The sequence below is a fragment of the Kushneria sp. Sum13 genome (assembly GCF_052692355.1).
On record NZ_CP199847.1, the window covers coordinates 237,398 to 264,360 of the forward strand.

Here is a 26,963-nt window from a genome sequence, read left to right on the forward strand (position 1 = left end):
AAATGAAAGGGGCCCGACCGTTATGGTCGGGCCCCTTTTCATGAGCGCTGTTTCATTGTCCGGGCCGGTGTCGCGGCACTGCCGGCCATCAGGCCCGCGCCGCCGGCCGTGCCAGGGCGATGGCCAGTGCTGCGGCCACGGCCAGCGCGATAAAGGCGTAGTGCAGTGTGATGGCTTCAGCCAGAAACCCCAGCATTGGTGGGCCGCCCAGCATGCTCAGATAGCCCAGCATGGCCACCGAGGCGATGGCGCCCGAAGGTGACATGGCGCGGTTACGCCCGGCCAGACTCAACAGGCACGGGAACAGGGTCGACATGCCAATGCCGGCCAGCGCGAACCCCAGCAGGGCCGCGGTGGGGCTGGCCGCCACAATGGCCAGCCCAAGTCCGAACAGGGCCAGTGCACTGCCGGCTTCAAGGGCTCGTATCGCGCCGACCCGGTCCAGCCAGCGGTCCCCCAGCAGGCGACCGACCGCCATGGTGCCGGTAAATACGGCAAGCCCGAGAGCGGCATGCCCACGCGAGGCGCCCAGTTCGGTGAGAAAAAGCGCCGACCAGTCCGCCATCGACCCTTCGATAAAGACCACGGCCGCCGCGATGATACCCAACAGCCAGACTCGCCCCTTCGGTCGCACGAACAGTGCACCAACAGGGCGTTCGGCACGCGGCGGCGGGGCCAGCAGATGGCGATGACTGATCAGGATGCCTACCATCAAAAGCCCCGCGACCAGCAGCAGATGCCAGCGTGGCGTCAGCCCCAGCGTGGCCAGCGCCCCACCGATCAGGGAGCCGGCCATGCCGCCCAGGCTAAACAGGCCGTGAAAGGAGGACATGATGGAGCGTCGATAGCGCCGCTCGAGCGTGGCGGCCTGATCGTTCATGGCGATATTGAGAAGCCCCATGCCGGCACCAAAGACCACCAGCGCCAGACCCAGCGTCAGCATCGAAACGGCGGCCCCGATCAACACCAGCGACACCACGATGGCGCAGGCCGCCACGCGCGTAATGCGTCGGCTGCCAAAGCGGGTGTTGAGATAGTTTGATAACAGCGTCAGACACAGCGACCCGATCACCGGACACAGCAGCAGGGCCCCGAGCTGGGACTGCGACAGGTCCAGCAGGGTACGAATATCGGGAATGCGCACCGCCCAGTTGGAAAAGGACAGGCCCGAAAGGGCAAAAAACCAGGCAATGGCGGCGCGGCTGGCGGGCGCATGCGCTGTAATGCTCTCGCTGGCGGGCTCATTCATGGCGTACTCCTTGTCAAACAGGGTGCGCCCGTGGCCTCCGGCAGCAGGGGCGCATCGCTTTTCGTGGTCGTAATCAAAAGGGTGAGGTCGGCGTCACGGCGCACGCAGAGCGCCGGCGTCGGGCTACGGCCCTGTCGGAGAAAGCGCATGGTGGGTCTGATGGTCATCGGTCAGACGGATCAGCGCCTGGATGGCCTCGTCATGCAGCGGCTGTGGCAGCACCGGCTGCTCGCGGCGCTGCATGAAGTCCACCAGTTCATTGTCGCCGACCACCCGGACATCCTCGTTGTTTCGGACACGCTCGATGCGCCAGCCCGGCATGACCAGCATGGCCTGAACAGGCACTTCCCGCCTGCATTCGCGGCTCAGGCGCTCCTGCAGCCAGCGCTTGGCGCGCTGTGCCTCACGTACCGGGCGGGTTTCTTCCCGATCGGGAAAGAGAAGCCGCTCGCCATCGAGTCGCAGCGTTCGGGTGCTGTCCAGGGCGGCTTCAGGGCCTGCGTGACGGGTGCGGACCAGCAGTGAAAAGATGCCGTGCTCGGTGACCACAACATGGTCGATGGTGTAACCCTCGGCCGGCACATCATTGAAGATACAGATCCCCTGATGCTGCGCCCGCAAAAGGCTCTGCAGGTCATGCGCCACGTTCATGGCGCCGGCCAGCCGCAGGCGCAGATTAGAAATTCGATAGGAAAGTGCCATCATGAAAGCGCCCACGATCATTGCCGCGATCGTGGTGATCAGTCCGTAAATGCTCCATTCGATCCAGTCCTGATAGGACGAAAACAGCATTCGGCCCATGCCATAGATCAGCGGCGTGATGGCCAGTACGGGCCCAAGGGCGCCGGCGAGAAAGAGTTTGACGCGCGCCTCGGCCAGGCGTTCGCGAAAACGATTGCCGGACTGGCGAAGCCGGTGGCCGGAAGGGGAAAAGCCGGGCTTGTCCTGAAACAGATGGCGCAGCCCGAGGACCACCACGGCGGTGGCGAACAGGGGAGTCAGAAAAATCAGGGGAAGTAGATATTCCAGCCAGCGCATGACGTCATCCCGATAGGTTGAGGTTTAGTCTAGCGTTCTGTCGGGTTGGCATCCATGCCCGACAGAGTTTTTGCTGGCCGACGCCACGTTCGGCCAGCAGGTCGTGAGGAGAGGGCATGAGTAGTGTTGTGACAGGTAGCCCGATGGGCGTCGATGAACAGGCACTGATCGATCTTGTACGGCGACACCCGCGTCTGTGCGTTTTGACAGGCGCCGGAGTCAGCACCGACAGCGGTATTCCCGATTATCGGGATGAAAGAGGCGAGTGGAAACGGCCGCCGCCCATGACCCATCAGGTCTATATGAAAAGCCATCTCGGCCGTCAGCGCTACTGGGCACGCAGTCTGGTCGGTTTTCGCCTGCTGGCGAACGCCTCGCCCGGGCGGGCCCATCACACGCTGGCCGAGCTGGAAGCGCAGGGGTTTATCGAGGGCATCATCACGCAAAATGTGGATCGCCTGCATCAGAAGGCGGGCAGTCAGCGGGTGGTGGATCTGCACGGTCGGGCCGATCTGGTGCGCTGCATGCAGTGCAATCTGCTGGTGCGTCGCCATGTGCTGCACGATCATCTGGCCACCCTCAACCCTGACTGGGTGGGGATGGAGGCCGAGATCGCCCCGGATGGCGATGCCTATCTCGACGATGTGGATTTCTCTGACTTCCGGCTTCCGGACTGCCCGCGCTGTGGCCACGGTATTTTAAAGCCCGATGTGGTGTTTTTCGGTGACAACGTGCCGCGCTGGCGTCTGGAACGGGCCATGTCGATGCTTGATGACAGTCAGGCACTGCTGGTGGTGGGCTCGTCGCTGATGGTGTTTTCCGGGTTTCGCTTTGCTAGGCATGCCGCGTCGAAGGGGCTGCCGATCGCCTGCATTAACCGGGGGCACACTCGCGCCGATGCGCTTTATGCGCTCAAGTGCGAGGCGCCCATCGACGAGAGCCTGACGGCCCTGCTGGCCGGGCTGTCAGACGCTCAGGAAACGCCGTCTATTGACTGACCGGCGTCAGCGGCACGCGCACCTGCTGCGTGGGCGCGCCATGGGTCAGTACCGGTAACGGCTCCAGGGTCAGATAGCGCGTGTTGTCCCCTTCATGCAGCGCGGCACTCAGGGCGTAGCGACGATCGCTGTCGATATAGTGACGGTCATACTGCAGCATGAAGGGCACCGGCCAGCGCCCGTGCGTGTTCTGATCGACCTGGGCGATGGTGGTGCGCCCCCGGGTGACATCCAGCAGTCGAATTTCCAGCCGGGCATCCTCGGCAATCGGGACCTGTTCATCGCTGATGGCCTCGCCCGAGAGCGTGGCAAAGTCAGGGCCGCCGGCAAACAGGGAGCAGCCACTCAAAAGGCCTGTCATCATCAGCGGGGCGGCCGCCAGTAACGGGCGAAAACGACGCATCTGCATGATCAGCCCCCCGCCAGCTTGACGGTATGGCCACGCTTTTCCAGCTCGGCGCGCAGCGTGTCGCGATGATCGCCCTGGATTTCGATGATGCCGTCCTTGAGTGACCCGCCGCTGCCGCAGCGTTTTTTCAGCACCTGCAACAGGGCCTTGAGTTCTTCGGTGTTCAGGGGGATGCCGTGCAGCGTCGTCACCCCCTTGCCCTTGCGCCCGGACGTTTCGCGTTTGATGCGCACGATGCCATCCAGCCCGGCGAGGCGCGCGGCCTCCTGCGCTTTCTGATCATCGTCCTCGTCGTGCTTGCGCATATCCCCGGTTTCGGTGGAGTACACCTTGCGGCTCAACTGATCGCGCAGTGATGACATTGTCTGACTCCCGCTCGCCTCATGAAGGCTCAAGAATAGCGCAGCGCCGACATCATTCGAAATGACAGGCAGCGCCGTCGCGTGAGAAATACAGATCCAAAGCGGTGCTTTTCTCTCAATTGATTGCCGGGGCCCTGCGTAAAATTGTGGTCATTAAATGACGTCGACCTCATCGGCGCACCGGAACTTCGATCATTCTCGAGAGGCTACATCATGCGTCGTATCGCCACCGCCGTCATCACTGGATCCCTGTTGCTGGCTACCAGCGCCGCCGCCATGGCGGAAGAGCACTGGTCGGTCGCCGGCAGTGCCGGTACGACCGGTCTGGGCGCCAATGTCAGCTGGCGCTTTCATGATCACTTTGCACTGACGGCCGGCTACAGCGGTTACAACTATGATGACCTGGACCACACCAACGGTGATGTCACCTACAAGGGTGAGGTTGACATGGACATCTACAGCCTCAAGCTGGACGTCTATCCGTGGGTCAACAGCGGCTTTTTTATCTCGGCAGGTGCGGTCAAGCCGGATGTCCAGCTCAAGGCGGTCGGTCGCTATACCGGTGACGATACATTTGAAGACATCGGCGGCATTTCCATTAGCGCCGATGACGCTCGCCTGGATGGTCGCGGCAAGCTCTCCGATGGTGTCGAGCCCTATCTGGGTATTGGCTGGCGCAACAGCTCGAAGCAGGGACTGGGCTTTTATGCCGAGGCCGGTGCCTTCTGGATCGATCCCAGTGTCTCTCTGACGCCTCGCGGCGATGCCCTCAATATTCCGGGTGTGCGCCCTATCGCCGAACAGGAAGCGCGTGATCAGGAAGACGATCTGCGTGACGACCTCAACAAGTACAATATCTACCCGGTCGCCGTCATCGGTGTCGAATACACGTTTTAAACCCGATTTTTCGTGAGGCCTGCCCCGCTTTAAGCGGGGCTTTTTTGTGTCCATGGTTCGGGATTACCCGGTTGCCTGTCCCGAAACCTGTCATGAGGGCAGACGTCGCCGCCTGACGCTCAAGCCGACAGGCACCCGGTCGATAAGACTGGCAGGCCTGCCTGAGTCACCGGCTGTGGCGACAACCTGTTGGCAAGGCGATGACGCCACCTTCTAAACAATGACGAACACTTCGAAAGCTGTCGATCGGTGCCGCGGACAATGGAAGCCACCATGCAGGAAGATGCCACCGAGCTGGACCGCGCGCTGGAAGGCAAAGGACGCCTCGATAGGGTCACGATACCGGTCGGCAGAAGAAGCGCCTTTGCCGCCATGACGCTGGCACCGCGTCGCCGTGCCCTGTCGATGTCGGTGCTCATCGGGACAAGCTTTTATGTGGCTTTTGCCCCCGGGGACGCGTTCGCCGTACCCGATCAGCTCCATCTGGCCCTGATCTTTCGCCTGGGCATCATGCTGCCGATAGGCATGGCGGTGTTTTATTGGCTTAGTCATGCCCGCTGCTCACTGATACGCCAGCAACTCGTTGCCTGTGGTTTTCATTTGCTGGCCGTGTCGCTTCTGGCGCTTTTGATCACGCGCTCCGATTCCATTAACGCCCTCGGGTTTGTCTTTGCCAACTACGCCGTGTTGATGGCCATGGTGATCAGCATGGCGCTGCCCCTGCGGCTGGTACTGGGGCTTGCCACCATTGTGGTGCTGATCCAGGGCATGGCGATCGCCTACGGGCCTCTCCGGTTACCGGTGCTTGAACTCCACAATGTCATGATTGCCATCGTGATCATGGGGCCGGCGATGTTTGCCAACCGGGCGCTGGAAAACGAGCGCCGCCGGCATTTTCTGCTGGTCGAGCGTGAACAGCTTCGCCAGCGCCAGCTGGCCGAGCAGCGCGATATGCTCGGTCGGCTGGCCGCCCTTGACCCCCTGACCGATTTGGCCAATCGACGCGGATTCCATGCAGGCCTTGCAAGCGATCTTGACCGGCTGGCCCCGGGGGCACTGGTGGCGATGGCCATGATCGATATCGACCACTTCAAGGCCTATAACGATCACTATGGCCATGCCGCCGGCGATGAGGCGCTCAGGCGTGTGGCACAAGCGCTGGCAGATGCTGCTCGCCCGGCAGGGCGTGCCGGGCGAATGGGCGGAGAGGAGTTTGCCGTTTTCGTGACCGGTCTCCCCGGCAATGAGCTGGCCCTTTATGCCGAGCGTCTGCGCGCCAGCGTGCAGCGCCTGATGCTGGTACATCATCACAGCACCACGGCCAGCGTCATGACCATCAGCGTTGGGGTGGCGCTGGGAACAGCGGGCACCTCGGAGACCGCGGAGCTGCTCGGGGCCGCCGACGCCGCGCTCTACCGTGCCAAGGCGGCCGGGCGCAACCGGGTGGTGATCGAGGATCTGTCCCGGTCGGATACTGGCGTCAGCCGGACCGGCTGAAACGCGCCTGAGGATGGCGGAATATGGCCCCGCTGCCTGACAGCATCGAAGGCTTGCGCCAGGCTTGATGAGATCGTTTTCATTCACGAACACATCAGGAGCTCTCATGGCACAGGGAAAGGTGCGCTACGCCGTGGTCGGCGGTGGAGAAATTTCACAGGGCGCGTTCATGCCGGGAATCGCTGCCAGCGACAATTCGGAAATGACGGCGCTGGTCACCGGTGATCCCAAAAAGGCCGAGGTGCTGGGCAAGCGCTACAACCTCAAGGTCCATGGCTACGACGACTACGAGACGCTGTTGAACTCCGGCGAGATTGACGCGGTTTACGTCGCCACGCCCAACTTTCGTCATCGCCAGGACACCGTTCCGGCACTGGAAGCGGGCATTCACGTGCTGCTGGAAAAGCCGATGGCGACCAGCATTGAAGATTGCCAGGCGATGATCGAGGCCGCCGAGCGCGGCAATGCCAAACTCATGATTGCCTATCGGCTGCACCATGAGCCGGGCACGCTGGAAATGATTCAGCACATGCGCGAGGGCACCATCGGCGCGCCGCGCACGTTCTCCTCCCAGTTGACCCAGGATCTCAATGAGAAAAACCACCGTGCCCTGCACGGCTACTGGGCCGGCCCGGTGCCCGACATGGGGGCCTACCCGATCAACGCGGTACGTCATCTGTTTGGTGCCGAGCCGGTCGAGGTCAGCGCCATGAGCGATAACACGCCGGGGCGCGACTACACCTGCGATGACAGCGTGACCGTCAGCCTGCGTTTCCCTGAAGGGCGGCTGGCCCAGTTCTTCGTCAGCTATGCCACCAGCGGGCACAATCATTTTTCGGTGGTCGGTGAGCGAGGTGCTCTGTTGGCACGCCCCAGCTACATGTTCGGCCCCGGCGTGTCGATTGACTATGATCTGAGCGTTGACGGTGAAACCACGGCGCACTCGCCCGGTCCGGTTGAGCAGTTTGGCGGGCAGACCGATTACTTCTCCCACTGCATTCTCAATGACATCGAACCTGAAGCCGATGGCACGGAAGGGCTGCGCGATGTGCGCATTCTGGAGGCCATCGAGCGGGCACTGGAGACCGGTCAGCCGCAGTCGATCGAGCCGCTCGACTATCGTGAGCGTATTCAACCGGATCAGGTGCGCCGATTGACGCCAGTCGAGGCGCCTGAAGTGGTCAGCGTCGAGACCATCAGCGGGGATTGAGCCTGCCGTCATGATATTTCAGGCCCGTCATGGCCCATCAGGTCAAGAGGGGCCGCCCGATCGGGCGGCCCCTCTTCATGTCGCGCTCATGTCGGCCTTTGCGCCTTGAAAATTGGCATGATCAGGAGAGCATCAGCATCGGTTTCACCTCTGGATGACTGTCGTGCCAGATCAATGCCTGGCGCCAGTCGGCAAGTCTGAAATCCCGTCTGGACGGCATATCGATGTCACGTAGCAGCGCCCAGAGCGTCTTGAAGCTTTCCTGCCACTGATAGCGCTCCAGTCCGGCAATATGATCGCGCAGATGAAAATGCCGCACGCGGGCGTTCATGCTGGACGGACTGATGGGCGCGCCGGACAGCAGTCCATAGGTGACCAGTATACCTTCGGGCGGCATGTGGCTCAGCAGGCGGTCGGCCAGTCGTCCGCCGGTGGCATCAAACAGGCGCTGGGCGCGTGCGGCGGAGGCCTTGATGGCAGCGTGATCTTCCTGATCCAGCACATGAACGCCCATGTCGGTCAGCGCCTTGCGGTGATGGGCACTGCGGCAGATACCGGTCACCGAGCGGGCGCCACAGCACAGCGCCCACTGCGCCAGCAGCCGTGCACAGTTTGAACCGGCCGCGGTCAGAAGCACATCGCATCCGGCGACCGGCCAGCGTCGCAGCATGGCCATGGCCGCCATCGGATTGATCCAGGCCCGCGCCGCCACATGATCGGGGATATCGTCGGGCACGGGCACCGCCAGGCGGGGATCGCAGTCCAGCGACTGCTGCCAGGTACCCGGGCCGCGCAGCGGCAGTACCCGGCGCCCCTCGAGCGCGCGCCATGGACCATGGGCCTGGGTCACCACGCCCACGCCTTCATGCCCTGCCACCAGCGGTGGCGTGATCCGGTGGCGATAGGCGCCAGCAATCGGGATCAGATCCGAAGGGTTGATCGGGGCGCAGCGCATGCGCACGCGCATCTGTTCTCGAGGCAGCGGGCCATCAGGCTGTGGCTCTAGGTGCAGGACCTCCAGCGGTGAGCCGAAGCGGTGATAGCACAGCGCGGGGTCCGGCATATCGATCGTTATGTCGGCGATCGCGTTGGCAGCGGTCATGACGTGTCCTCCTTTCGAATTATTGTGGTTAAAACAGGTCGATCTGCTGATGAGGCGGTGAAAATCGTGTGGTATCCAGGCGTTCCTCCTCGCGGCGTCGGTTGAGCCCGAGACGACGAATGGCCAGTCGAAAACGCTGGGCGAGCAGGTCGGCAAACGGTCCTTCACCCCGCAGGCGATGGCCAAAGCGGCTGTCGTACTCGCGCCCGCCCCGCGACTGGCGGATCAGGCTCATGACGTGTTCGGCGCGCTCGGGAAAATGCTCCAGCAGCCACTGATCGAACAGCGGGCGCACTTCATGGGGCAGGCGCAGCAGCGTATAGCCGGCGCTGGTGGCACCGGCCTCGAGACCGGCCTTTAAAAGCCTTTCCAGTTCCATGTCGTTGATCATGGGAATCATCGGCGCGGTAATGATGCCGACGGGAACACCTGCCGCGCGCAAGGTGCGAATCACTTTCAGACGCGCTCCGGGTGAGGCCGCCCGTGGCTCCATGATCCTTTTGAGATCAGCCTCCAGCGTGGTGAAGCTGATAAAGACCCGTACCAGCCGCTGGTGGGCCAGCGACTCGAGCAGGTCCAGATCGCGCAGGATCAGCGCACTGCGGGTAGTGATCGTGAGTGGGTGGTGATGGCGTAGCAGCACTTCGAGCAGCTGTCGGCTCAGCCGATGCTGGCGTTCGATGGGCTGATACGGGTCGGTATTGGCGCCAAGGGCCAGGGGCTCGCAGACGTAGCCGGGGCGGGCAAGTTCCTCGGCCAGCAGGTCCGGCAGGTTGGTGCGGGCAATCAGGCGCGTTTCAAAATCAAGACCGGGCGACAGATCCCAGTAGGCGTGCGAGGGTCGGGCAAAGCAGTAAATGCAGCCGTGCTCGCAGCCTCGATAAGGATTGAGCGAGGAGGAAAAGGGCATGTCCGGTGACTGGTTGCGCGAGATGGCCGTGCGGCTGTGTTCCAGGCGCACCTCGGTGGCCCGGCTGACCGGCGCATCATCCTGCCACCAGCCGTCATCGATCGCCTCTATGCGATTACGATCAAAGCGGTGATGCAGGTTGCCGCTGGCGCCACGGCCAATGACGGGTCCATCCAACATGATAAAGCCCTCCCTGAGTACTGTTTAAATATACAGTTATCTCAGGGAGAACCCAAGCCATCCCTGGCTTTTATATCACGGTGATGCCAGTGCCTTCAGATCCTTCAGAAGGGCTGACAGACGTGCTTCGGTAAAGCTGGAAAAGGAGATGATGGCGCGCAGCGGCAGGTAGTGCCCCATGGCATCCATTAAATCGTCGCCGCCATCCCGGCCCATCAGGTCATTGAGCATGGGCAGCTCATCGGCGATGTCGGCGAGATGTTCACGCAGAACGCGAACGGCGCCGTCATGCGCCTTGAGATCCCCCAGCAGGGTGTTGCGATCGATCATCGGCAGCGGCGTGGCGTCGCCCTGCACCTCGAGACGCTGTGTGAGTCGAATATCGCGTGAGGAGGCAGCGATGCGCACCTCGAAGGTGCCGGTGGGCATTCGCCAGTCGGCGCGCTCGGCGTCATACCAGCAGAAGTCACGGCGTGTGAGCACAAGCTCGACGCGACTTGTTTCCCCGGGTGCCAGCGTCACCCGGTCAAAACCGCGCAGCGCCTGTGCTGCCACCGGTACGGTCTGCGTTTGATCGCTCAGGTAGAGCTGAACGATTTCGCTGGCCCTGCGATCACCGCTGTTGGTGATATCGACACCTACCGTCAGGGTGTCCCGACCGTCAAAGGTATCGGCAGAGAGCGTCAGGTTGGCGTAGTCAAAGCGGGTGTAGCTCAGGCCGTGACCGAAGGGGAAAAGCGGTGCGACGTCGTGGGTGTCATGGTAGCGATAGCCGACGAAGATGCCTTCGCCGTAGTTCACCACATCGCCCTGACCCGGGAAGTTGAGATGGACCGGGTTATCTTCGAGACGCTGCGGGAAGGTTTCGGCCAGCTTGCCGCTGGGTGAGACCTCACCATAGAGCAGATCGGCCAGCGCGGCGCCAACCGCCTGTCCGCCCAGATAGCCCTCGAGAATGGCGCTGACCTGGCTGGCCCAGGGCATTGCGATCGGTGCGCCGTTGGCCAGCACCACCACGGTATTGGGCTGCGCGCGGGTGACCGCCTCGATCAGGGCGAGCTGGTTGGCCGGCAGGTTCAGATGCGTGCGGTCATAGCCTTCGGACTCGTGACGCTCGGGCAGGCCCAGACAGAGCACGGCAACGTCGGCGTGACTTGCGGCAGTCGCAGCATCCTGCTCAAGCTGCTGATCAGACGCATCACGGTCGATCTCGAAGCCTTTTGTATAGTCAAAGCTCGCGCCCCGGGCCTTGAGGGCCTCCAGCAGGGTTTCGACACGGGTGGCATTGACGTGCGAGCTGCCGCCGCCCTGATAGCGCGGGCGCTCGGCAAATTCACCGATGACTGCCACTCGCTGAGGGTTCTCCAGCGGCAGGATGCCGTTGTTTTGCAGCAGTACCATGCTCTCGCGCGCGATATGACGGGCCAGCTGATGATGGGCCTCGGCGTCAAATTCGGCGTGTTCAAGGCGGGCATCATGCGCCCTGAAGGTGATGCGTAAAAGTCGCTCGACGGCCTGATCCAGCACCGCTTCCTCCAGACGGCCTTCCCTGACGGCGGCAACGATCTGCGCGTCGCGCTCGCCGACAGGCGCGGGCATTTCCAGCTCCATGCCGGCCTCAAGCCCCGGCACGCGCTCGTTGACCGCGCCCCAGTCGGAAACGACAAATCCCTCAAAGCCCCACTCATCCCGCAGGATATCGGTCAGAAGCCTTTGATGTTCGCTGCAGTAGTCCCCGTTGAGTCGGTTATAGGCACACATGACCGTCCAGGGTTGTGCCTCTTTGACAGCATGTTCAAAGCTTGCCAGATAGATCTCGCGCAGTGTGCGCTCGTCGATGCGGGCATCTACCGACATGCGGCGATGTTCCTGATTATTGGCCGCAAAATGCTTGAGCGAACTGCCCACGCCGCGCGACTGCGTACCGCGAATGTGGGCGGCGGCCAGGTGCGAGGAGAGCAGCGGATCTTCGGAGAAGTATTCGAAGTTGCGCCCACACAGCGGCGAACGCTTGATATTGGCGCCCGGCCCCAGCACGACGTGCAGTCCTTCGGCCTGAGCCTCATCGCCCAGTGCGGCGCCGAGCTGTTCGAGTCGTTCGACACTCCACGAGCTGGCAAGCCCGGCGGCGGTAGGAAAACAGGTTGCCGGCTTGCTGTCGTTGACGCCCAGATGATCCTGCTCCCCGCCCTGGGCGCGCAGCCCGTGCGGGCCGTCGGAGAGATTGATCGCGGGGATACCCAGACGCTCAACGGCTTTCGTGCGCCAGAAGTTATCGCCCGAGCAAAGCCCGGCCTTCTCCTCCAGGGTCATCTGTTCGATCAGTGTCTTCAGGTTGCGCATGCGATGGCTTCCTTATGGTCGTTGGGGGGAGCGAGTGGATTTATGCCGCCGTGGGTTTGGCGGTGCGGATCTCGGCCATGCGGCGATCGCCCAGCGGATAGACGAGCATCAAAACCGCCACGCCCAGGGCACCCACGGCAGGCAGCACGCTCATCATGGATTTGATCAGCACCAGTACGGTCTCGCTTTGCTCGGTATTGGGGATATAGCCGTAGGTGCTGAACAGCACGCCGGTCAGAAGGCCGCCGATACTCATGCCGAACTTCTGGCTGAAGGTGACGGCGCTGGTAGTGGTGCCGGTCGCGCGACGGCCACTTTTGTATTCCACATAGTCGGCGATATCGCCCACCATGGCCCACATGGTCGGGGCGATGATGCCGTTGATGAACTTGGCGGCCATGAAGGCGGCAAAGTAGAACACCGGGCCATGGTCGGCGGCCACAAAAAAGCTCGCCAGAGCAACGCCGTAGGCCAGATTGGCGCCGATCATTACGCGACGCTTGCAAAAGCGGCGCATTACGACCTGATTGAAGATCACGCCCACCACCATGCTCGCGTAGCCCGTGGCCAGAAACAGCGAGACCGAGGACTCCTCACCGAGGTAGTACTTGAAAAAGTAGATGGCGGCCGAGTCCGGCATCAGCATGAGGGTGAAAATCATGATGCTGGTGGCAAACATGATCCAGAACGGACGGGCGCGTCCGATGTGGACGAAGCTTTTGAGTGGATTGCTGGCGCTGTCGCCTTCCACGTAGCGCTCGCGCACGCCTTTAAAGGTCAGCAGGAAAACAACAAAGGTGATGGCGCCGTAAAAGGCATAGGTCAGGGCAAAGCCGCGCTGCTTGTCACCGTCGCCCAGAAATTCTACCAGCGGCAGCGTGCCATAGCTGATCAGGACAAAGGCGATGTAGGAAAGCAGCATGCGGTAGTTGGTCAGCTGACGACGCTCGTCGTTATCGGTCGTCATCGATACCGGCAGCGCCGAATAGGGGATGTTGACCAGGGTATAAAGCCCCATCAGAGCGATATAGGTCACAAAGGCGTAAACGATGCGTCCGTTTTCGCTCAGTGCCGGCGTGGTAAAGGTCAGTGCCAGCATCACCCCGAGTGGCAGCGAGAAAAAGAGCAGATAGGGGCGCAGGCGACCAAAGCGGGTACGGGTACGATCAGCCAGCAGGCCCACCGCCGGGTCCGTCACGGCGTCCCACAGCCGAGTGACCAAAAACAGCGTTCCGACCAGCGCTGGGCTGATACCGAACACATCAGTGTAGAAATACATCAGATAAAGCGACAGCGAGGCCCATGTAAAGGCGCTGGCAAAGTCACCCAGTCCGTAACTCAGCTTCTCCTGCACTCCCAGCATCGACCTGCCCTCGTTAACTCATATTTATGAAACCGGTTTCATGATGGGTTTTCAGGAGGATTTGCACTATTCGACCTTGGCAGAAGATATGGTCTTTTTACTACATAAAGTCGAGGCGCCATGAGGTTCATGTGCCTCGCGCTTGCCGTGGGCCACGGCATCTGGTCAAGTGGCCGGATCATCAAAAGGACAACACCATGCCGACCATTCGCGAGGTTGCCGCACGTGCCGGCGTCTCTCCTGCCACGGTGTCCCGCGTCATGAAGGGCGAGGTGCCGGTAAATGCCTCGACGCGCGCGCGCGTCGAGGCCGCCATTGAGGCGATGGGGTATGCGCCCAATGCCTTTGCCCGTTCGCTGGCGTCCAACCGGCTGGGCGGGGTTGGGCTTGTCATCTCGCATCTGGCCGGTCCTTTCATGGGGCGGGTCATGATGACGCTGGAGGCCACACTGCGACGGGCCAATATGTCCTTGCTGGTGGCCAGCGGCGGGGGGGAGGTTGAACGCGAGCGCGACGCCGTCGATTTTCTGTGTGGGCGGCGCTGTGACGGACTGATCGTGCATGCTGATGCACTGTCTGACGCTACGCTGTCGGCGCTGGCAAAGACCACACCGCTGATAGTGTTTAACCGGCGGGTGCCTGAAATTGATGCACACTGCATTTACCTGGACAACGAATACGGTAGCTACCTGGCCACGCGGCATCTGCTGGATCAGGGGCATCGAAACATGGCGTGTCTGACCGGGCCACTGCGTCAGCAGGACGCTGCCGACCGGCTGGCAGGTTTTCATCGAGCGCTACGCGAATGGGGCATTGATGCCGACGAGCCCGCGATTATCGAGGGCGACTTTTCCGAGGGCAGCGGTGAGCGAGGCATGGCCGAGCTGCTGGCGCATGAGAGACCTTTCACGGGGTTGGTGGCCGGTAATGACGACATGGCACTGGGAGCCATGTCAGTGCTCCGAGCCCGGGGATACTCGGTTCCCCGGGACATGTCGCTGGTAGGTTATGACAATGAAGCCTGCGCCCGACATGCCGTGCCGGGTCTTACGACCGTCCATGCTCCGCTTGAGGAGATGGCGCAGGCCGCCGCCGAGCGCCTGCTCAAGCTGTTGGCGGGCGCCTCGCTGCCGCCCTCGCTGCCTTTTACGCCGACGCTGATCGAGCGCGGCACGGTCGGGCCGGCGAAGGCCTGATCACTTCTCCGATGAGGGGGGCGGGGCGTTGCCATTGGCGACAGCTTCACGGGGCGCTCTTTTGGGGCGCCTGACATTGATGATGGCGATCCCGCCCACCACCATGGCGCCACCGATCAGCTTGCTGACCGCCAGGCTCTCACCCAGCATCAGGATGCCCAGCAGAACCACCACCAGCGGGGTGAGAAGCGACAACGGGATGAGACGTGACACCGAGTATCGCCGCAGCAGGGTGTTCCAAAGGCCGTAGGCGAGAATCGAGGACATCACGGCGCTGTAGACCACCGCGCCCCAGCCTCGCCAGCCCGCCTCGGTCATCGCTATCCATTGATGCTGTTCGAACAGCAGCGAGCCCATGCCGACCAGCGGGATGGCAAACATCGACAGCCAGCCGGCCATGGTCAGCGGTTCAATCTCCGGGCCGGTCTTGACCAGCAGATTGGTGATCGCCCAGCCCAGCGCGCTCAACAGCAAAAGCGTCAGTGCCAGCGGCCCCGGCAGCGTCGGCCCGCCCGCCAGTACCACCACGCCGGAAAAGGAGACCAGCATGCCGATGACCGGTTTCAGACGCAGGCGTTCCTTCAAAAAGATGGCGGCCAGAATGGTGGCAAAGGGTGTGCCGAGCTGTACCAGCAGGGCCCCGGTGCCGGCCTCGGCGTAGTTGAGCCCGATAAACAAGAAGCCGAAATGCATCAGACCGAAACTGGCGGCCAGCTTCAGCACCAGCGGTAGCTGCGCACGCGTAATTCGGGTGAACGGGACGATCAGCACCGCCACCAGTGCAAAGCGCAGGGTGGTGATCAAAAGCGGCGGCATCTCATCCAGACCCAGCTTGATCATGATGTTGTTGAACGCCCAGATCAGAATGACGGCCAGCACCAGATAGAAATCGCGAAGCGGCACGGTGGCTCCTGTGATGGTTAAACAAAAATGTTGATCAAGACGTCTTGAGAGAGGGCAGAATCAATGGCTCAAGCGGCCGAGCCTGCTTTCGTATGTTAGCAGTTTGCCTGTGCGGCAAGGATGCTGGCAGCCATTTGCAGAGGCAGTTATTCATCGCGCCTTGTCAGTTTTAAAGGATGGCGTGCGGCCGAGAAGCCGTTAAGCTTGGCAGCCTGTATATTCCTCAAGGAGCAGACAATGCGTCAGTGGCAGATATGGGCAGGTGCCGTATTGATGATGGGGCTGGCCGGCTGTGAAAGTATTCAGAAGATGGCGGATAACTTCCCCGGCATGTCCAGCGTGGGTACGGTCGACAGTGCGCCGACGGTCAAGCGTCAGGTGCCTTTCCCGGTCGATACCTACGCAGCGCTTTCCAAAACCGGTACCGCGACCATCAAGGGGCGTCTGGCCTATCAGCTGACCTCGGGGCAGACCGTTTACGGCAATCGTGAGAAGGTCTCGATTGCACCGGCCACCGAGTACTCGGCCGAAGCCGCCGACAAGGCGCTGGCGGGTCAGCGCGTCGAGCCTGCCGACCCGCGCGCCCAGGCCTATACCCACATGACCACTACCGACGCCAATGGCTACTTCACGGCGACCGGCATTCCGGCCGGCACCTTTTATGTGGCCGGCACCGTGGCCCTGCCGGGCGGTCAGGGGCGTAGTCCCTTTATCCTGAAGCAGGTACGGGTGAAGGAGGGCGGCTCGGTCAATGTGGAACTGAGTCGTTAACCGGTCGGCAATCACTCCCGAAGCGATGTGATTGAACCTCCCTCGTGTTCTGGAGAATATCGATGAAAGCCACCATGCTCGCGCCGGCCGCCGTTTTGATCCTGTGGTCACTGATCATGCTGTTCTGGATGGCCTTCAGTCGTTTCAGGGCGATGAAGGAAATCGGCGGTGATCTGAAAAACGCTCAGCCGGGTGGGCGCGTTCAGGATCTCGACGGGGGGCTTCCTGAGCGCGCCAACTGGAAAGCGCACAACTACACCCATCTGATGGAGCAGCCCACGATCTTTTATCCGGCGGTCATCATTCTGGCCATGATGGGGGCAGGTCCCGTGGATGTGTGCTTCGCCTGGGGGTATGTGCTGTTTCGTATTATCCATTCCCTGTATCAGGCCACCGTCAATCGAGTCGCGGTGCGCTTTCCCCTTTTTCTGGTCTCGACCCTCGCGCTGGTCTGGCTTGCCGTTCGGGCGGTGGTGGTCACTCTGTTTGCCGCTGGCACTGTTTAAAGGGTCGGCGATCCATACGGGAATATGTGCAATGCGATCCAGCGATGGGGGCATGGCGTTTTCTCTCTGAAACGCCGGCGGTCGAGACACTTCCGGTATTCATAAAAAAACCGGCGCCCTGAGGCGCCGGTTTTGGTATGGCCGGTCATCGCTGACCGTCACGCGTTAACGCTTCAGCTCTTTTTGGAGAGGGTGGCGAGTGCGTCGTTGAGGATTTTGCTCGGACGCATGGCCTGACCGGCCAGCTCGATATCCGGGTGGTAGTAGCCCTTGATCTCGACGGCCTTGCCCTGCACGCCATTGAGTTCATCGAGGATCGCCTGCTCGTTGTTGCTGAGCGTGTCATAAAGCTCGCCGAAGAGCTTTTTGAGTTCGGCGTCGTCGTCCTGTTCGGACAGCGCCTGGGCCCAGTAGAGCGCCAGATAGAAGTGGCTGCCACGGTTATCAAGCTCGCCGGTCTTGCGCCTGGGTGACTTGTCGCTGTCCAGAAACTCGCCATTGGCGCGGTCCAGCGCGTTGGCCAGCACGATGGCGCGCTGGTTATCAAACGTCTTGCCCAGGTGCTCGAGCGAGGCAGCCAGGGCGAGGAATTCACCCAGTGAATCCCAGCGCAGGTGATTTTCTTCCACCAGCTGCTGCACGTGCTTGGGCGCGGAGCCACCGGCACCGGTTTCAAACAGGCCACCGCCGTTCATCAGCGGCACGATCGAGAGCATCTTGGCGCTGGTGCCCAGCTCCATGATCGGGAACAGGTCAGTGAGATAGTCACGCAGGACGTTACCGGTGACCGAGATGGTGTCCTCACCGCGGCGCGTACGCACCAGCGTGTACTGCATGGCTTCGACCGGCGTCATGATCTGGATATCCAGACCGCTGGTGTCGTGATCCTTCAGGTACTGTTCGACCTTTTTGATCATCTGCGCGTCGTGAGCACGCGCGCTGTCGAGCCAGAAGATCGCCGGCGTCTGGCTGTCACGCGCACGGGTCACGGCGAGCTTCACCCAGTCCTGAATCGGGGCGTCCCTGGTCTGGCACATGCGCCAGATATCTTCGCGCTCGACCTTGTGCTCAAACAGTACGTTGCCTGCCTCATCGGTAACGCGCACGGTGCCGTCGGCCGGAATCTGGAAGGTCTTGTCGTGCGAGCCGTACTCTTCGGCCTTCTGGGCCATCAGACCGACGTTGGGCACGCTGCCCATGGTGGTCGGGTCAAAGGCGCCGTTTTTCTGGCACTCCTCGATGGTGGCCTGATAGATGGTGGCGTAGCAGCGATCGGGAATCACGGCCTTGGCGTCATGACGTGCATCATCTGCCCCCCACATCTTGCCGGAGTCACGAATCATCGCCGGCATGGAGGCGTCGATGATGACGTCACTGGGCACGTGCAGGTTGGTGATGCCCTTGCTGGAATCCACCATCGCCAGTGACGGACGCGCCTTATAGAGCGCCTCGATGTCGGACTTGATGGTGTCCTGCTGATCGGAGGGCAGCGAGGACAGCGCCGAGTAGAGATCGCCCACGCCGCTGTTGGGGCTGAAACCGGCATTTTTGAGGGCATCACCGTGCTTTGCCAGCACGTCACGATAAAACTCGTCGACCGCGATGCCGAACATGATCGGGTCGGAGACCTTCATCATGGTGGCCTTCAGGTGCAGCGAGAACAGTACGCCCTGCTTTTTGGCGTCCTCGATCTGCTCGGCGATGAACGCGCGCAGCTGGCGGCTGCTCATGCTGGCGCCATCGACGATTTCACCCTCGGTGACGGCAACCTTTTCCTTGAGCACGGTAGTCGTGCCGTCGTTCTGGACCAGTTCGATCTTCAGGTTGCCGGCACGGTCGATCACGGCGGATTTTTCGCTGCCGTAGAAGTCGCCTTCGCTCATGTGGGAGACGTGGGACTTCGAGTCTTTCGACCACTCGCCCATGCGGTGCGGATACTTCTTCGCGTAGTTCTTGACCGACTTCGGCGCGCGACGATCGGAGTTGCCTTCACGCAGGACCGGGTTAACGGCGCTGCCCTTGACGCGGTCAAAGCGGGCGCGGATGTCCTTTTCTTCATCGCTTGAGGGCGACTCGGGATAGTCGGGGATGGCGTAGCCCTGACCCTGCAGCTCCTTGACGGCGGCCTTGAGCTGGGGCACCGAGGCGCTGATGTTGGGCAGTTTGATGATGTTGGCTTCCGGCGTTTTGGCCAGATCGCCCAGCTCGGCCAGATGGTCACCCATTTTCTGGTCGTCTTTCAGATAATCGGGGAACTGCGCCAGGATGCGGCCGGCCAGCGAGATGTCGCGGGTTTCAACGATAATGCCGGCAGAATCGGTGAAGGCATCAACAATGGGGAGCAGCGAATGGGTGGCCAGCGCAGGTGCTTCGTCGGTGAGGGTGTAGATGATTTTCGGCGTGTTGGACATCCTGGTATAAACCTCTCTTGTCACTGCGATTGCATGGGATACATGACGGTTGCATGAAGCTGGAGCGGTACGTAGTGGTCGTGCAAGGGCAGTCTGTCGTCTGTCTTTACACCCACTCGCCCGACGATACGTCTTGCCTGCGAAGCGCCCGGGGCCCATGGCGCGTGCAAGCGCATGGGCCAGCGATCCGATCATGGCGAGTATAACAGCGCACCCTGGCCTGTGCATGACCGGCCACCACGCGCCTTTTCACTCCGGCACGTCGTCATGTCACAAGTCTTTAAGACATCTGAAACCGGGACTCGGACCGGCAGCGAGTGTGTCATCATCCCCGCCTTCATTGACCGTCAATGATCAGAGGGTCCGACGCATGGGCCCATGACATGAATGACAGGGGTATCCATGGCCTTGAGCCTGCAGCATCAAAAACAGCGTTTCGGTGACCGGCTTGCCGCACTGATGGATCATCGCCGCGCGCTCTGGCTGCTGTTTGTGGCCTCGATACTGGAAACCCTGATTGTTCCGATTCCGATTGAAACGGTTCTGATTCCCTGGATGGTGATGCGTCCCGAGAAGCGCTGGTGGCTGGCCACGGTGGCACTGGCGGGCAATCTGCTGGCCGCCGCGATCGGCTACGGGCTGGGCGCCTGGGCCATGGGTCAGTTCGGCGATCAATTGATTGCGCTCTTTGGTGGCCAGCAGGCGTTCAACGACTTCGATCAGCGCTTCAGCGATAACGGCTTTGTGTCTGTGCTCTCCATTGGCGTCATTCCGATTCCCTTTCAGATTGCCATGCTGGTGGCCGGCAGCACCGGCTACGCCTTCCCCCTGTTTATGCTGGCCGCCCTGCTGGCCCGTGGCGCGCGCTATTTTGGCCTGGCGCTTTTGGTGCATTTTTTCGGTGACCGGGCGCTCAAGCTCTGGAAGCGCCATGAGCGCACCATGCTGTTGTTGCTGGTCGTCGCGGTGGCTGGGTTTCTGATCTACAAGGGTATTGGTCTGCTGGGCGGTGGCAGCCCGGTGTGAGCCGCCACCGCACTGGCGGTTGCCTACCAGTTCATGTTCCAGCCCAGCGAAAAGGTACGCCCGCGACCCTGAAACTCATAGAGCTCCTCGGGCCCATAGGCGGGAGCATAAAAGATCGCCGCACGCTGGCCCCAGACGGTGGCGTACCTTTTGTCCAGCAGATTGTCGATGCCTGCCGTAAAGGTGCCGTAATCGTCGGTGCGCTGACGGGCGATCAGATCAAACGTCGTGAAACCGTCGATCTCGTTGTCGCTGGCTGCCTCCAGCTCACGGGCATCGTCGGACAGGTCAAAGGCGTGATTGCCCTGCAGGCGCAGCGAGCGATCATTATCGGCCCATTCGACAAAGGCCGTGGCACTTGAAAGCGAGGCGTAGCGTGCATCGCGCTTGTGCCAGTCGTCGTCATCACCAAGCTGCTCGGAGCGGGTCAGGTGGGCATTGCCACCTATTTCCCAGTGATCGCCAAGATAGCGGGAGGTCGCCGCCTCGATGCCGTAGTCACGGCGCTTTTCATCGATGATGCTGGTACCCAGCTGGCGGTCGTTTTCCAGTGCCCGGTCCGACCAGGCGTAATACAGCGCGACCTGACTGTTCCAGGAGCGGCTGCGATAGCCCCAGCCCATCTCGACCTGATCGGTCTTGATGCCCTCGACGGCATTGTCACCGATATCAAACTGCGCGTTGCTATATACGGCGCCCACATTGGGCAGTTCAAAGCCCTGACTGTAGCTCGACCAGAAGCGATGGCCGTTGTCGTATTCCTGCACCACGCCCAGGTTGTAGAGCGTGTTGTCATAGCTGTTACGCCCACCCTCATTGCCCTGGGGCGTGGCGTTATCGAAGGGGTCGACATCCACATCAGCGTGTTCCTGGCGTATACCGCCCTGCACCTTTAGATGCTCGGTCGCCTGCCACTCAAGCTGGGCATACCCCGCCAGTCCATCGACCGAGTAGTCGGGATAGCGCGGTCCGGTTCGGTCGGTAGCCAGGCGCAGTCCGTCGGTGGCATCGGAGAGGTCACGGTCAAAAAAGGCCTGATCGGAATTGAAGCGCTCGTGGTAGTAGTCAATGCCATAAGTCAGTTCGAGATCGTGTCGCAGTGCCGCCACGAACAGCGCCCGGGCGCCGCCGAGATCGGTGCGCTGCTCCGAGGCGCGAAACTCGACGGCAGTGTTGTCATCCACGTAGTAGGGGAACGGCGAGAAGCTGCTGTCTTCTTCGCGATAATACGTCTGAAAATAGAAGTTCTGCCCCAGCAGATCGGCGTGATGATAGTTGGCGTTATAGAGCTTGCGCCGGGTGCGGGGGTCGCGGTCCGCGTCATATCCGCTGCGGATATCAGCACTGTCCAGACTGCCCTGATCAAGCTCGGGAAAACGCACGCCGCGGTCGCCTTCAAACCCCGAATCGTAATGCTGAGCCAGCAGCGACAGGCTTTGCTTTTCTGTCAGATCGATATCTACCCGGCCCAGAATATCCACGGCCCGGTTGTCCTGCAGATCGGTCTGGGCCAGATCCGGAAAGATCTCCTGGTTGTCGCCATCGTAAAAGCGCCCGTTCTCCTCATAGGCCACGCTCAGCCGGCCGCGCACGCGTTCGCTGCCGCCCGAAATCGACTGCGCCACACGACGATCAAAATCACGATGGTTGTCAAATCCAGAGGTGGCGCCCAGCTGCGTTTCAAAATGCGGGCCGCCGGCGTCGGGTGTTCTGGTCACGATATTGATGGTGCCACCGGTGGCGTTGCCGCCATAAAGGCTGTTGGCGCCGGAGAGCACTTCGACGCGCTCGACATTGAACGGGTCGATCGAGTCAAACTGGCGCGACAGTCCTCGGGAACTGGTCATCGACACGCCGTCGATCAGAATCTGCGGACTGCGCCCGCGCAGGTTCTGGCCATACTCGGTGCGTCCTTCGGGGGCAAAATCGAGCCCCGGAATCAGCTTGCCCAGCATGGTCTTGAGATCCTCGCCGCCCTGGGCGCGGCTTTCGATCTGCTCGCGGTCCACGATCCAGACGGCACCGGGAATCTGCTCCGGTGAGGCCGGCGTGCGTGAGCCCACAACCACCATGGTCTCGGTGGGCGAGGCATCGGCCGTTGATGCTGCATCGGTGGTGATCATGCTTGAGGTGGACGACGCCGGCGCTTCGCCCGCGACAGTAAGCGGTGCCAGCAGCAGACTGGCCGACATCGCTGCCGTCAGCGACGTGACGACATGATTTCGATAAGGCATGTGGGTTCCCGTGATCTCGTTGTTATGCCGTTTTTTGAGAATGTTTCTTATTCACGGCAAGACGCTATCCCGGGGTGGGGTGGGCGACAACCCCACAAGGGGCGATGACTCAGTGGCCTTCAGTTTGGCCCTGGCATGACAGGCTCGGCTATTGAGTAAGCCACCGGGTAATAAAAAGGCCACCCCAGGAGGGGTGGCCCTTGATCACAACGTTGCGGTCGGTGCCGCGTGATGCGAGACGTTAACCGATATCGTTGTGGTCAAGCACGATCAGCCGATTGGGCAGTTCATCACGATCATGAGTGGCGGGCACATGGGTTTTCAAAAGCGCGCCGCAGGCCTCAACGCAGTCCAGAAAGCCCTGCTGGGTCTGCCCGGCGCGCACCTTCTGCGTAAAATCGGCCACGATGTCGGCCCATGCGGCGTTATCCAGCCGGCTGGAAATGCCCTGATCGACCAGAATCTCGACGTAGCGCTCGGCTTCAGAGACGAAGATCAGCACGCCGGTGCCGGCTTCGGTCCGGTGCAGGTTCTGCTCGAGAAACTGGCGCCGGGCGAGGTTGGCCGCGCGCCAGAAACGTACGTGACGCGGGATCAGTCGTGTGATGACCCCGGGCAGGCGAAAGAGGATCGCCAGCACCGCAAACAGGGCCCACTGCACCAGCAGTACGATCCAGGGGCCGGTCCAGAACACGTCGAGCCCGAACCAGCCGGCCAGCAGGGCCAGAGCCCCGGGCACGATCAGGGCCACAAGCCCTGCCCACAGCAGCGGAATATAGGCGTAGTCGTCTGCCCGCGGGGCCAGGACCGAGACGATCTCGGCATCGGTGTCGCGTTCGACGCGGGCAATGGCCTCGCCGACCTCGCGCTGTTCGTGCTCTTTGAGTAGTGACATACCACGTTATCCTTGTGTGAGCGCGACCGTTACCAGCCGCCGGACGCGCCGCCGCCGCCGAAGCCGCCGCCACCGCCACTGAAACCACCGCCGCCGCCGAGACCGCCTCCCGAGCGGCCACCACCGCCAAGCGCGCCACCCAGCAGCATGCCGCCGAGCAGTCCACCTCGACCTCGTCCGCCACGACCGCCACCACCTCGAACGATCATCAGCACGATGAACATCAAAATTGTCAGCCAGATACCGGCACCGCCGAGCTCTCTGGACTCGTGTTCCGGCTGCTGTCGGGTCTGGGTCTGTGCCAGCGGGTCGCCACCCAGTACCTGGATCATGGCCTGACTGCCCGCGACGATGCCGCGGGCATAGTCGCCGTCACGAAAGGCCGGTGTGATTACCTGGTTGATGATGGCGGAAGACTGTGCATCGGTCAGGCGTCCCTCAAGGCCATAGCCGACCTCGATGCGCACCTTGCGCTCATCAAGGGCCACGATCAGAAGGGCGCCGTTATCCTCGCCCTCCTGACCGATGCCCCAGGCACGGCCGAGCTGATAGCCGTATTGCTCGATGGTCTCTCCGCCCAGATCGGGCAGCGTGACTACGACCACCTGTTCACCGGTAGCCTCTTCATGGGCTGCCAGCGTCTGAGAAAGCTTCGTTTCGGCGGCCGTATCGAGCAGTTGGGCGTTGTCCACCACGCGCCCGGTCAGTTCGGGAAAGTCGGGCGCGGCCTGAGCGACTGCCGTGCACAGCAGCAGCAAAAAGCCGACGGCGAGCGAGCGTGTCAGTCGCATCAGTAAGTCACCTCTGGCATCAGAATTTCACCTGCGGGGCCTGGTCTGCGTTTTCGGCAGTGGCCTCGAAGTTCTCGCGAATCGGCATGTCGCTGTACATGATCTTGTGCCAGATACTGCCCGGGAAGGTGCGGATCTCGGTGTTGTAGGCCTCGACCGACTGGATGAAGTCGCGTCGAGCCACCGCTATGCGGTTTTCCGTGCCTTCCAGCTGGGACTGCAGCGCCAGGAAGTTCTGGTTGGATTTAAGCTCCGGATAGCGCTCCGAGACCGCCATCAGACGACTCAGTGCGCCGCTCAGCTGACGCTGCGCCTGCTGAAACTGCTGCATCTGTTCGGGGTTATTGAGCGTATCGGCATCGACCTGAATCGAGGTCGCCTTCGAGCGTGCCTCGATCACGGCCGTGAGGGTCTCCTGTTCCTGACTGGCGTAGCCCTTGACCGTCTCGACCAGGTTGGGGATCAGGTCGGCGCGACGTTGGTACTGATTCTCGACCTGAGACCAGGCGGATTTTACTTTCTCATCCAGCGTTGGAATCTTGTTGATGCCACAGCCGGAAAGCACAACACACAGGCACAGCAGTGTCAGCCACTGCCAGTGAAAAGGGCGCAGGCCGGCGCGGGCGGGGGAAGAGCGGTCGTGATACATGGGCATGTTTCGGGTCTCGAACGGGCAGGCGTTAGGATGTCGGATAGACGGGCCATCATCATGATGGCCTGCTAATGATGTCAGTCTAGATGCCGGCACGGCAATCGTCGTCGTGGATCGCGGCTTGCGTGCTGACACGACCAAAGCAGCAGCCAGAAAAGACGGTGGTCCACCCTTGCGCCCTCTATGCTCAGAGCTGGCATGGCTCATTGGAGGGCATCGTCATGAAAGCATCACAACTCGTATCCTGGGGTCTGATACTGGCCCTTGTACCCGTACTGACACTGGCTTCATCGCAGTCAGGCGACAGCAGCACGGACAACATGCCGTCCCAGTCAGATAACATGTCGTCCCAGTCAATGGAGACGACGGGGCAGAACATGGAAGGCATGCCCCGCCAGGGCGGTGCCAGCGGCATGCAAAATCAAAGCGGCAGCATGCAAAATGATCGCCAGCAGCAGATGCAACAATCGCATGAGACATCTTCTCCGGCCATTGGGGCCCATGGCCAGCATCAGCAGGACGGTGCCGGCAGCATGAACGAAAGCAATACCACCAAAACCGGGCAGGGCACCGCCGAGATACCCGATCAGCGCACCCAGGATGACACTGCCCCGTAAACCGGCCGGCAATCTGACCGGCACGCCTGCCCGTTACGATTGAGGCGCGCTCGTCGATATCATGGCCGGTGCCCGACGATTCAAACCGGCCACTGCAAGCGCCATCAGCAGCACGGGCACCAGCAGCCACAAATTAAGCGTCTGCCAGCCCAGCCACGCATTGAGTGGCCCTGCCGCCAGTGCCGAAAGCGTGACCAGGCTGAAGACCACGCAGTCATTGAGCGCCTGTACGCGGGGTGCTTCCTCGGAACAGTGGGCACTCGCAAGCCAGGCACTGGCAGGCACGAAGGTGAAGTTCCAGCCCAGCCCCAGCAGCACCAGCCCCACACCAAAGGCATGGAGGGCCGGTGTCAGCAACGCACAGACAACGCTCAGCGCCAGCAGCCCCGCACCGGTCATGATCATGCGGACATGGCCAAAGCGCCGAATCAGATGACCAGTGAAAAAGCTCGGCGCAAACATCGCCAGCACGTGCGCGCTGATGACATGCCCCGTGGCCTCAAAATCATGCCCGTGATGGGCCATCGCAAGCGGCGTGGCCGTCATGGCCAGGTTCATCACCGTATACCCCAGCGCCGCGGCCAGGATCGCGGCCGCCAGTCGCGGGCGGCGCAGCAGCGTGAGCCGTGAGACCGACGTGATTCGGTGGCCACGGGGGACCGGGTCGGTCAGGGTGAGACTGGCCACAATCACCAGCGCCACAAGATACAAACTGGCAAGCCCTGCAAGCGTGCCCAGAAACGGTACGGCGAACAGATGGCGGGAGACGCCGGCTAGCCAGGGGCCGAACAGCGCGGCGAGAACGCCGCCGGCCATCACCATCGACAGAGCGCGATCACGCTGCTCGGGGGCGGCATCCACTGCTGCGAAACGATAGAGCATGCCGGCGCCGATGCTGGCGCCAATCCCAAAGGCGCCGAGATTAAAGCCGGCAAAGCTTTCCCCTACCAGTGACAGTGCCGCCAGAGCGATGCCGGCCAGCCCGGTCAGATTGGCCATGATAAAGGTGCGCCGTCGCCCGAAACGCGCTGTCAGCCAGCCGGCCGGCAGGGTCGCACAGGTGGTGCCCAGCATCTGGGCGGCCACCGGCAGCGTGATCCAGGCCTCCCCGGGTGACAGATGCGCACCGATCAACGGATTGATGGTGATCAGCATGATATTGCCGCTGACCAGTAGTGCCTGACACAGGGCCAGCCACCATACCGTGGCCGGCAGCCGGGTCGATACGCAGTGCATTGTCATGAAAAGGCTCCCGAGCCAAAGCGGGCCCGATAAAGCGGCTTGCCGGCCAGGTCGTTGGCGGTGGAAAACACCCGCCAGGGGCCGCTGGTATTCAGCAGCTGACAGTTCGGGTAGATCAAGAGATCAAGGGTATAAGACATCGCCGGCTTTCCACAGAAAGA

The 26,963-nt window shown here is 61.7% G+C and carries 25 protein-coding genes; 9 read left to right on the forward strand and 16 right to left on the reverse strand.

The window, feature by feature from the left end:
* Nucleotides 1-88 precede the first annotated feature (88 nt).
* Nucleotides 89-1,249: an MFS transporter gene (locus tag ACUN8C_RS01020; protein ID WP_445620533.1), complete on the reverse strand. Its 1,161-nt coding sequence runs from the start codon at nucleotides 1,247-1,249 to the stop codon at nucleotides 89-91.
* Nucleotides 1,250-1,372: 123 nt separating this feature from the next.
* On the reverse strand, nucleotides 1,373-2,287 hold the full coding sequence (locus ACUN8C_RS01025) for a nuclease-related domain-containing protein (RefSeq protein ID WP_445620534.1): 915 nt from the start codon (nucleotides 2,285-2,287) through the stop codon (nucleotides 1,373-1,375).
* Between the two features lie 116 nt (nucleotides 2,288-2,403).
* On the opposite strand from ACUN8C_RS01025, the gene ACUN8C_RS01030 reads away from it, so the two are divergent.
* Nucleotides 2,404-3,285 (forward strand): NAD-dependent protein deacetylase, encoded by an 882-nt coding sequence (locus tag ACUN8C_RS01030; RefSeq protein ID WP_445620535.1) that lies wholly within the window; start codon nucleotides 2,404-2,406, stop codon nucleotides 3,283-3,285.
* On the opposite strand, the gene ACUN8C_RS01035 is transcribed toward ACUN8C_RS01030, so the two are convergent.
* Both ACUN8C_RS01035 and ACUN8C_RS01040 read right to left on the reverse strand, forming a co-directional pair.
* Entirely contained in the window at nucleotides 3,275-3,694 is a 420-nt protein-coding gene (locus ACUN8C_RS01035; RefSeq protein ID WP_445620536.1) for a YbaY family lipoprotein, read from the reverse strand. The two genes, ACUN8C_RS01030 and ACUN8C_RS01035, sit on opposite strands and share 11 nt — an antisense overlap.
* A 2-nt stretch (nucleotides 3,695-3,696) precedes the next feature.
* Nucleotides 3,697-4,056, reverse strand: coding sequence for a translation initiation factor (locus ACUN8C_RS01040; protein WP_108840994.1), 360 nt, complete (start codon nucleotides 4,054-4,056; stop codon nucleotides 3,697-3,699).
* Nucleotides 4,057-4,269: 213 nt separating this feature from the next.
* Here ACUN8C_RS01040 and ACUN8C_RS01045 point away from each other — a divergent pair, with 213 nt between their 5' ends.
* The 3 genes from ACUN8C_RS01045 to ACUN8C_RS01055 all read left to right on the forward strand — a co-directional run bounded on the left by ACUN8C_RS01045 (nucleotide 4,270) and on the right by ACUN8C_RS01055 (nucleotide 7,660).
* A complete protein-coding gene (locus ACUN8C_RS01045; RefSeq protein WP_445620537.1) occupies nucleotides 4,270-4,953 on the forward strand; it encodes a hypothetical protein in 684 nt (227 codons plus the stop codon).
* 273 nt (nucleotides 4,954-5,226) lie between these two features.
* Entirely contained in the window at nucleotides 5,227-6,450 is a 1,224-nt protein-coding gene (locus ACUN8C_RS01050; protein WP_445620538.1) for a diguanylate cyclase domain-containing protein, read from the forward strand.
* Nucleotides 6,451-6,556: 106 nt separating this feature from the next.
* Entirely contained in the window at nucleotides 6,557-7,660 is a 1,104-nt protein-coding gene (locus tag ACUN8C_RS01055) for a Gfo/Idh/MocA family protein (protein WP_445620539.1), read from the forward strand.
* A gap of 121 nt (nucleotides 7,661-7,781) precedes the next feature.
* Here ACUN8C_RS01055 and ACUN8C_RS01060 read toward each other — a convergent pair whose 3' ends face one another.
* The 4 genes from ACUN8C_RS01060 to ACUN8C_RS01075 all read right to left on the reverse strand — a co-directional run bounded on the left by ACUN8C_RS01060 (nucleotide 7,782) and on the right by ACUN8C_RS01075 (nucleotide 13,558).
* Nucleotides 7,782-8,762 carry a zinc-dependent alcohol dehydrogenase family protein gene (locus ACUN8C_RS01060; RefSeq protein WP_445620540.1) on the reverse strand — a complete coding sequence of 327 codons (981 nt, stop codon included), beginning with the start codon at nucleotides 8,760-8,762 and terminating at the stop codon, nucleotides 7,782-7,784.
* A gap of 28 nt (nucleotides 8,763-8,790) precedes the next feature.
* The gene (locus tag ACUN8C_RS01065) at nucleotides 8,791-9,852 is read right to left on the reverse strand and encodes a PA0069 family radical SAM protein (protein ID WP_445620541.1); all 1,062 of its coding nucleotides are present in this window, start codon (nucleotides 9,850-9,852) and stop codon (nucleotides 8,791-8,793) included.
* A gap of 75 nt (nucleotides 9,853-9,927) precedes the next feature.
* Nucleotides 9,928-12,195 (reverse strand): glycoside hydrolase family 3 C-terminal domain-containing protein, encoded by a 2,268-nt coding sequence (locus ACUN8C_RS01070; RefSeq protein WP_445620542.1) that lies wholly within the window; start codon nucleotides 12,193-12,195, stop codon nucleotides 9,928-9,930.
* A gap of 40 nt (nucleotides 12,196-12,235) precedes the next feature.
* Nucleotides 12,236-13,558, reverse strand: coding sequence for an MFS transporter (locus tag ACUN8C_RS01075; protein ID WP_445620543.1), 1,323 nt, complete (start codon nucleotides 13,556-13,558; stop codon nucleotides 12,236-12,238).
* Between the two features lie 197 nt (nucleotides 13,559-13,755).
* Between ACUN8C_RS01075 and ACUN8C_RS01080 the strand changes: the two genes are divergently transcribed.
* Complete coding sequence (locus ACUN8C_RS01080; RefSeq protein WP_445620544.1) at nucleotides 13,756-14,754, forward strand: LacI family DNA-binding transcriptional regulator; 999 nt, start codon at nucleotides 13,756-13,758, stop codon at nucleotides 14,752-14,754.
* Here the strand turns inward: ACUN8C_RS01080 and ACUN8C_RS01085 are convergent, their stop codons facing one another.
* Nucleotides 14,755-15,657: a DMT family transporter gene (locus ACUN8C_RS01085; protein WP_445620545.1), complete on the reverse strand. Its 903-nt coding sequence runs from the start codon at nucleotides 15,655-15,657 to the stop codon at nucleotides 14,755-14,757.
* 237 nt (nucleotides 15,658-15,894) lie between these two features.
* On the opposite strand from ACUN8C_RS01085, the gene ACUN8C_RS01090 reads away from it, so the two are divergent.
* Both ACUN8C_RS01090 and ACUN8C_RS01095 read left to right on the forward strand, forming a co-directional pair.
* On the forward strand, nucleotides 15,895-16,428 hold the full coding sequence (locus ACUN8C_RS01090; RefSeq protein WP_445620546.1) for a carboxypeptidase-like regulatory domain-containing protein: 534 nt from the start codon (nucleotides 15,895-15,897) through the stop codon (nucleotides 16,426-16,428).
* 62 nt (nucleotides 16,429-16,490) lie between these two features.
* Nucleotides 16,491-16,934, forward strand: coding sequence for an MAPEG family protein (locus ACUN8C_RS01095; protein ID WP_445620547.1), 444 nt, complete (start codon nucleotides 16,491-16,493; stop codon nucleotides 16,932-16,934).
* 173 nt (nucleotides 16,935-17,107) lie between these two features.
* Here the strand turns inward: ACUN8C_RS01095 and ACUN8C_RS01100 are convergent, their stop codons facing one another.
* Complete coding sequence (locus ACUN8C_RS01100) at nucleotides 17,108-19,345, reverse strand: NADP-dependent isocitrate dehydrogenase (protein WP_445620548.1); 2,238 nt, start codon at nucleotides 19,343-19,345, stop codon at nucleotides 17,108-17,110.
* 402 nt (nucleotides 19,346-19,747) lie between these two features.
* Between ACUN8C_RS01100 and ACUN8C_RS01105 the strand changes: the two genes are divergently transcribed.
* Complete coding sequence (locus ACUN8C_RS01105) at nucleotides 19,748-20,371, forward strand: YqaA family protein (protein ID WP_445620549.1); 624 nt, start codon at nucleotides 19,748-19,750, stop codon at nucleotides 20,369-20,371.
* 23 nt (nucleotides 20,372-20,394) lie between these two features.
* Here the strand turns inward: ACUN8C_RS01105 and ACUN8C_RS01110 are convergent, their stop codons facing one another.
* The 4 genes from ACUN8C_RS01110 to ACUN8C_RS01125 all read right to left on the reverse strand — a co-directional run bounded on the left by ACUN8C_RS01110 (nucleotide 20,395) and on the right by ACUN8C_RS01125 (nucleotide 24,946).
* Nucleotides 20,395-22,605: a TonB-dependent receptor gene (locus ACUN8C_RS01110; protein WP_445620550.1), complete on the reverse strand. Its 2,211-nt coding sequence runs from the start codon at nucleotides 22,603-22,605 to the stop codon at nucleotides 20,395-20,397.
* 241 nt (nucleotides 22,606-22,846) lie between these two features.
* On the reverse strand, nucleotides 22,847-23,500 hold the full coding sequence (locus ACUN8C_RS01115) for a TPM domain-containing protein (RefSeq protein WP_445620551.1): 654 nt from the start codon (nucleotides 23,498-23,500) through the stop codon (nucleotides 22,847-22,849).
* Nucleotides 23,501-23,529: 29 nt separating this feature from the next.
* The gene (locus ACUN8C_RS01120; RefSeq protein WP_445620552.1) at nucleotides 23,530-24,291 is read right to left on the reverse strand and encodes a TPM domain-containing protein; all 762 of its coding nucleotides are present in this window, start codon (nucleotides 24,289-24,291) and stop codon (nucleotides 23,530-23,532) included.
* Nucleotides 24,292-24,310: 19 nt separating this feature from the next.
* The gene (locus ACUN8C_RS01125; protein ID WP_445620553.1) at nucleotides 24,311-24,946 is read right to left on the reverse strand and encodes a LemA family protein; all 636 of its coding nucleotides are present in this window, start codon (nucleotides 24,944-24,946) and stop codon (nucleotides 24,311-24,313) included.
* Nucleotides 24,947-25,164: 218 nt separating this feature from the next.
* Here ACUN8C_RS01125 and ACUN8C_RS01130 point away from each other — a divergent pair, with 218 nt between their 5' ends.
* Complete coding sequence (locus ACUN8C_RS01130; RefSeq protein ID WP_445620554.1) at nucleotides 25,165-25,560, forward strand: hypothetical protein; 396 nt, start codon at nucleotides 25,165-25,167, stop codon at nucleotides 25,558-25,560.
* A 33-nt stretch (nucleotides 25,561-25,593) separates the two neighbouring features.
* Here ACUN8C_RS01130 and ACUN8C_RS01135 read toward each other — a convergent pair whose 3' ends face one another.
* On the reverse strand, nucleotides 25,594-26,802 hold the full coding sequence (locus tag ACUN8C_RS01135) for an MFS transporter (RefSeq protein WP_445620555.1): 1,209 nt from the start codon (nucleotides 26,800-26,802) through the stop codon (nucleotides 25,594-25,596).
* A complete protein-coding gene (locus tag ACUN8C_RS01140; RefSeq protein WP_445620556.1) occupies nucleotides 26,799-26,942 on the reverse strand; it encodes a hypothetical protein in 144 nt (47 codons plus the stop codon). The genes ACUN8C_RS01135 and ACUN8C_RS01140 overlap by 4 nt, the downstream gene beginning before the upstream one ends.
* Between the last annotated feature and the right edge of the window lie 21 nt (nucleotides 26,943-26,963).

Excerpts from the sequence above, each read along its gene's own strand:
- ACUN8C_RS01020 (WP_445620533.1), bottom strand. The coding sequence starts at position 1,249 with ATGAATGAGCCCGCCAGCGAGAGCATTACAGCGCATGCGCCCGCCAGC.
- ACUN8C_RS01025 (WP_445620534.1), bottom strand. The coding sequence starts at position 2,287 with ATGCGCTGGCTGGAATATCTACTTCCCCTGATTTTTCTGACTCCCCTG.
- ACUN8C_RS01030 (WP_445620535.1), top strand. The coding sequence starts at position 2,404 with ATGAGTAGTGTTGTGACAGGTAGCCCGATGGGCGTCGATGAACAGGCA.
- ACUN8C_RS01035 (WP_445620536.1), bottom strand. The coding sequence starts at position 3,694 with ATGCAGATGCGTCGTTTTCGCCCGTTACTGGCGGCCGCCCCGCTGATG.
- ACUN8C_RS01040 (WP_108840994.1), bottom strand. The coding sequence starts at position 4,056 with ATGTCATCACTGCGCGATCAGTTGAGCCGCAAGGTGTACTCCACCGAA.
- ACUN8C_RS01045 (WP_445620537.1), top strand. The coding sequence starts at position 4,270 with ATGCGTCGTATCGCCACCGCCGTCATCACTGGATCCCTGTTGCTGGCT.
- ACUN8C_RS01050 (WP_445620538.1), top strand. The coding sequence starts at position 5,227 with ATGCAGGAAGATGCCACCGAGCTGGACCGCGCGCTGGAAGGCAAAGGA.
- ACUN8C_RS01055 (WP_445620539.1), top strand. The coding sequence starts at position 6,557 with ATGGCACAGGGAAAGGTGCGCTACGCCGTGGTCGGCGGTGGAGAAATT.
- ACUN8C_RS01060 (WP_445620540.1), bottom strand. The coding sequence starts at position 8,762 with ATGACCGCTGCCAACGCGATCGCCGACATAACGATCGATATGCCGGAC.
- ACUN8C_RS01065 (WP_445620541.1), bottom strand. The coding sequence starts at position 9,852 with ATGTTGGATGGACCCGTCATTGGCCGTGGCGCCAGCGGCAACCTGCAT.
- ACUN8C_RS01070 (WP_445620542.1), bottom strand. The coding sequence starts at position 12,195 with ATGCGCAACCTGAAGACACTGATCGAACAGATGACCCTGGAGGAGAAG.
- ACUN8C_RS01075 (WP_445620543.1), bottom strand. The coding sequence starts at position 13,558 with ATGCTGGGAGTGCAGGAGAAGCTGAGTTACGGACTGGGTGACTTTGCC.
- ACUN8C_RS01080 (WP_445620544.1), top strand. The coding sequence starts at position 13,756 with ATGCCGACCATTCGCGAGGTTGCCGCACGTGCCGGCGTCTCTCCTGCC.
- ACUN8C_RS01090 (WP_445620546.1), top strand. The coding sequence starts at position 15,895 with ATGCGTCAGTGGCAGATATGGGCAGGTGCCGTATTGATGATGGGGCTG.
- ACUN8C_RS01095 (WP_445620547.1), top strand. The coding sequence starts at position 16,491 with ATGAAAGCCACCATGCTCGCGCCGGCCGCCGTTTTGATCCTGTGGTCA.
- ACUN8C_RS01100 (WP_445620548.1), bottom strand. The coding sequence starts at position 19,345 with ATGTCCAACACGCCGAAAATCATCTACACCCTCACCGACGAAGCACCT.
- ACUN8C_RS01105 (WP_445620549.1), top strand. The coding sequence starts at position 19,748 with ATGGCCTTGAGCCTGCAGCATCAAAAACAGCGTTTCGGTGACCGGCTT.
- ACUN8C_RS01110 (WP_445620550.1), bottom strand. The coding sequence starts at position 22,605 with ATGCCTTATCGAAATCATGTCGTCACGTCGCTGACGGCAGCGATGTCG.
- ACUN8C_RS01115 (WP_445620551.1), bottom strand. The coding sequence starts at position 23,500 with ATGTCACTACTCAAAGAGCACGAACAGCGCGAGGTCGGCGAGGCCATT.
- ACUN8C_RS01120 (WP_445620552.1), bottom strand. The coding sequence starts at position 24,291 with ATGCGACTGACACGCTCGCTCGCCGTCGGCTTTTTGCTGCTGCTGTGC.
- ACUN8C_RS01125 (WP_445620553.1), bottom strand. The coding sequence starts at position 24,946 with ATGCCCATGTATCACGACCGCTCTTCCCCCGCCCGCGCCGGCCTGCGC.
- ACUN8C_RS01130 (WP_445620554.1), top strand. The coding sequence starts at position 25,165 with ATGAAAGCATCACAACTCGTATCCTGGGGTCTGATACTGGCCCTTGTA.
- ACUN8C_RS01135 (WP_445620555.1), bottom strand. The coding sequence starts at position 26,802 with ATGACAATGCACTGCGTATCGACCCGGCTGCCGGCCACGGTATGGTGG.
- ACUN8C_RS01140 (WP_445620556.1), bottom strand. The coding sequence starts at position 26,942 with ATGTCTTATACCCTTGATCTCTTGATCTACCCGAACTGTCAGCTGCTG.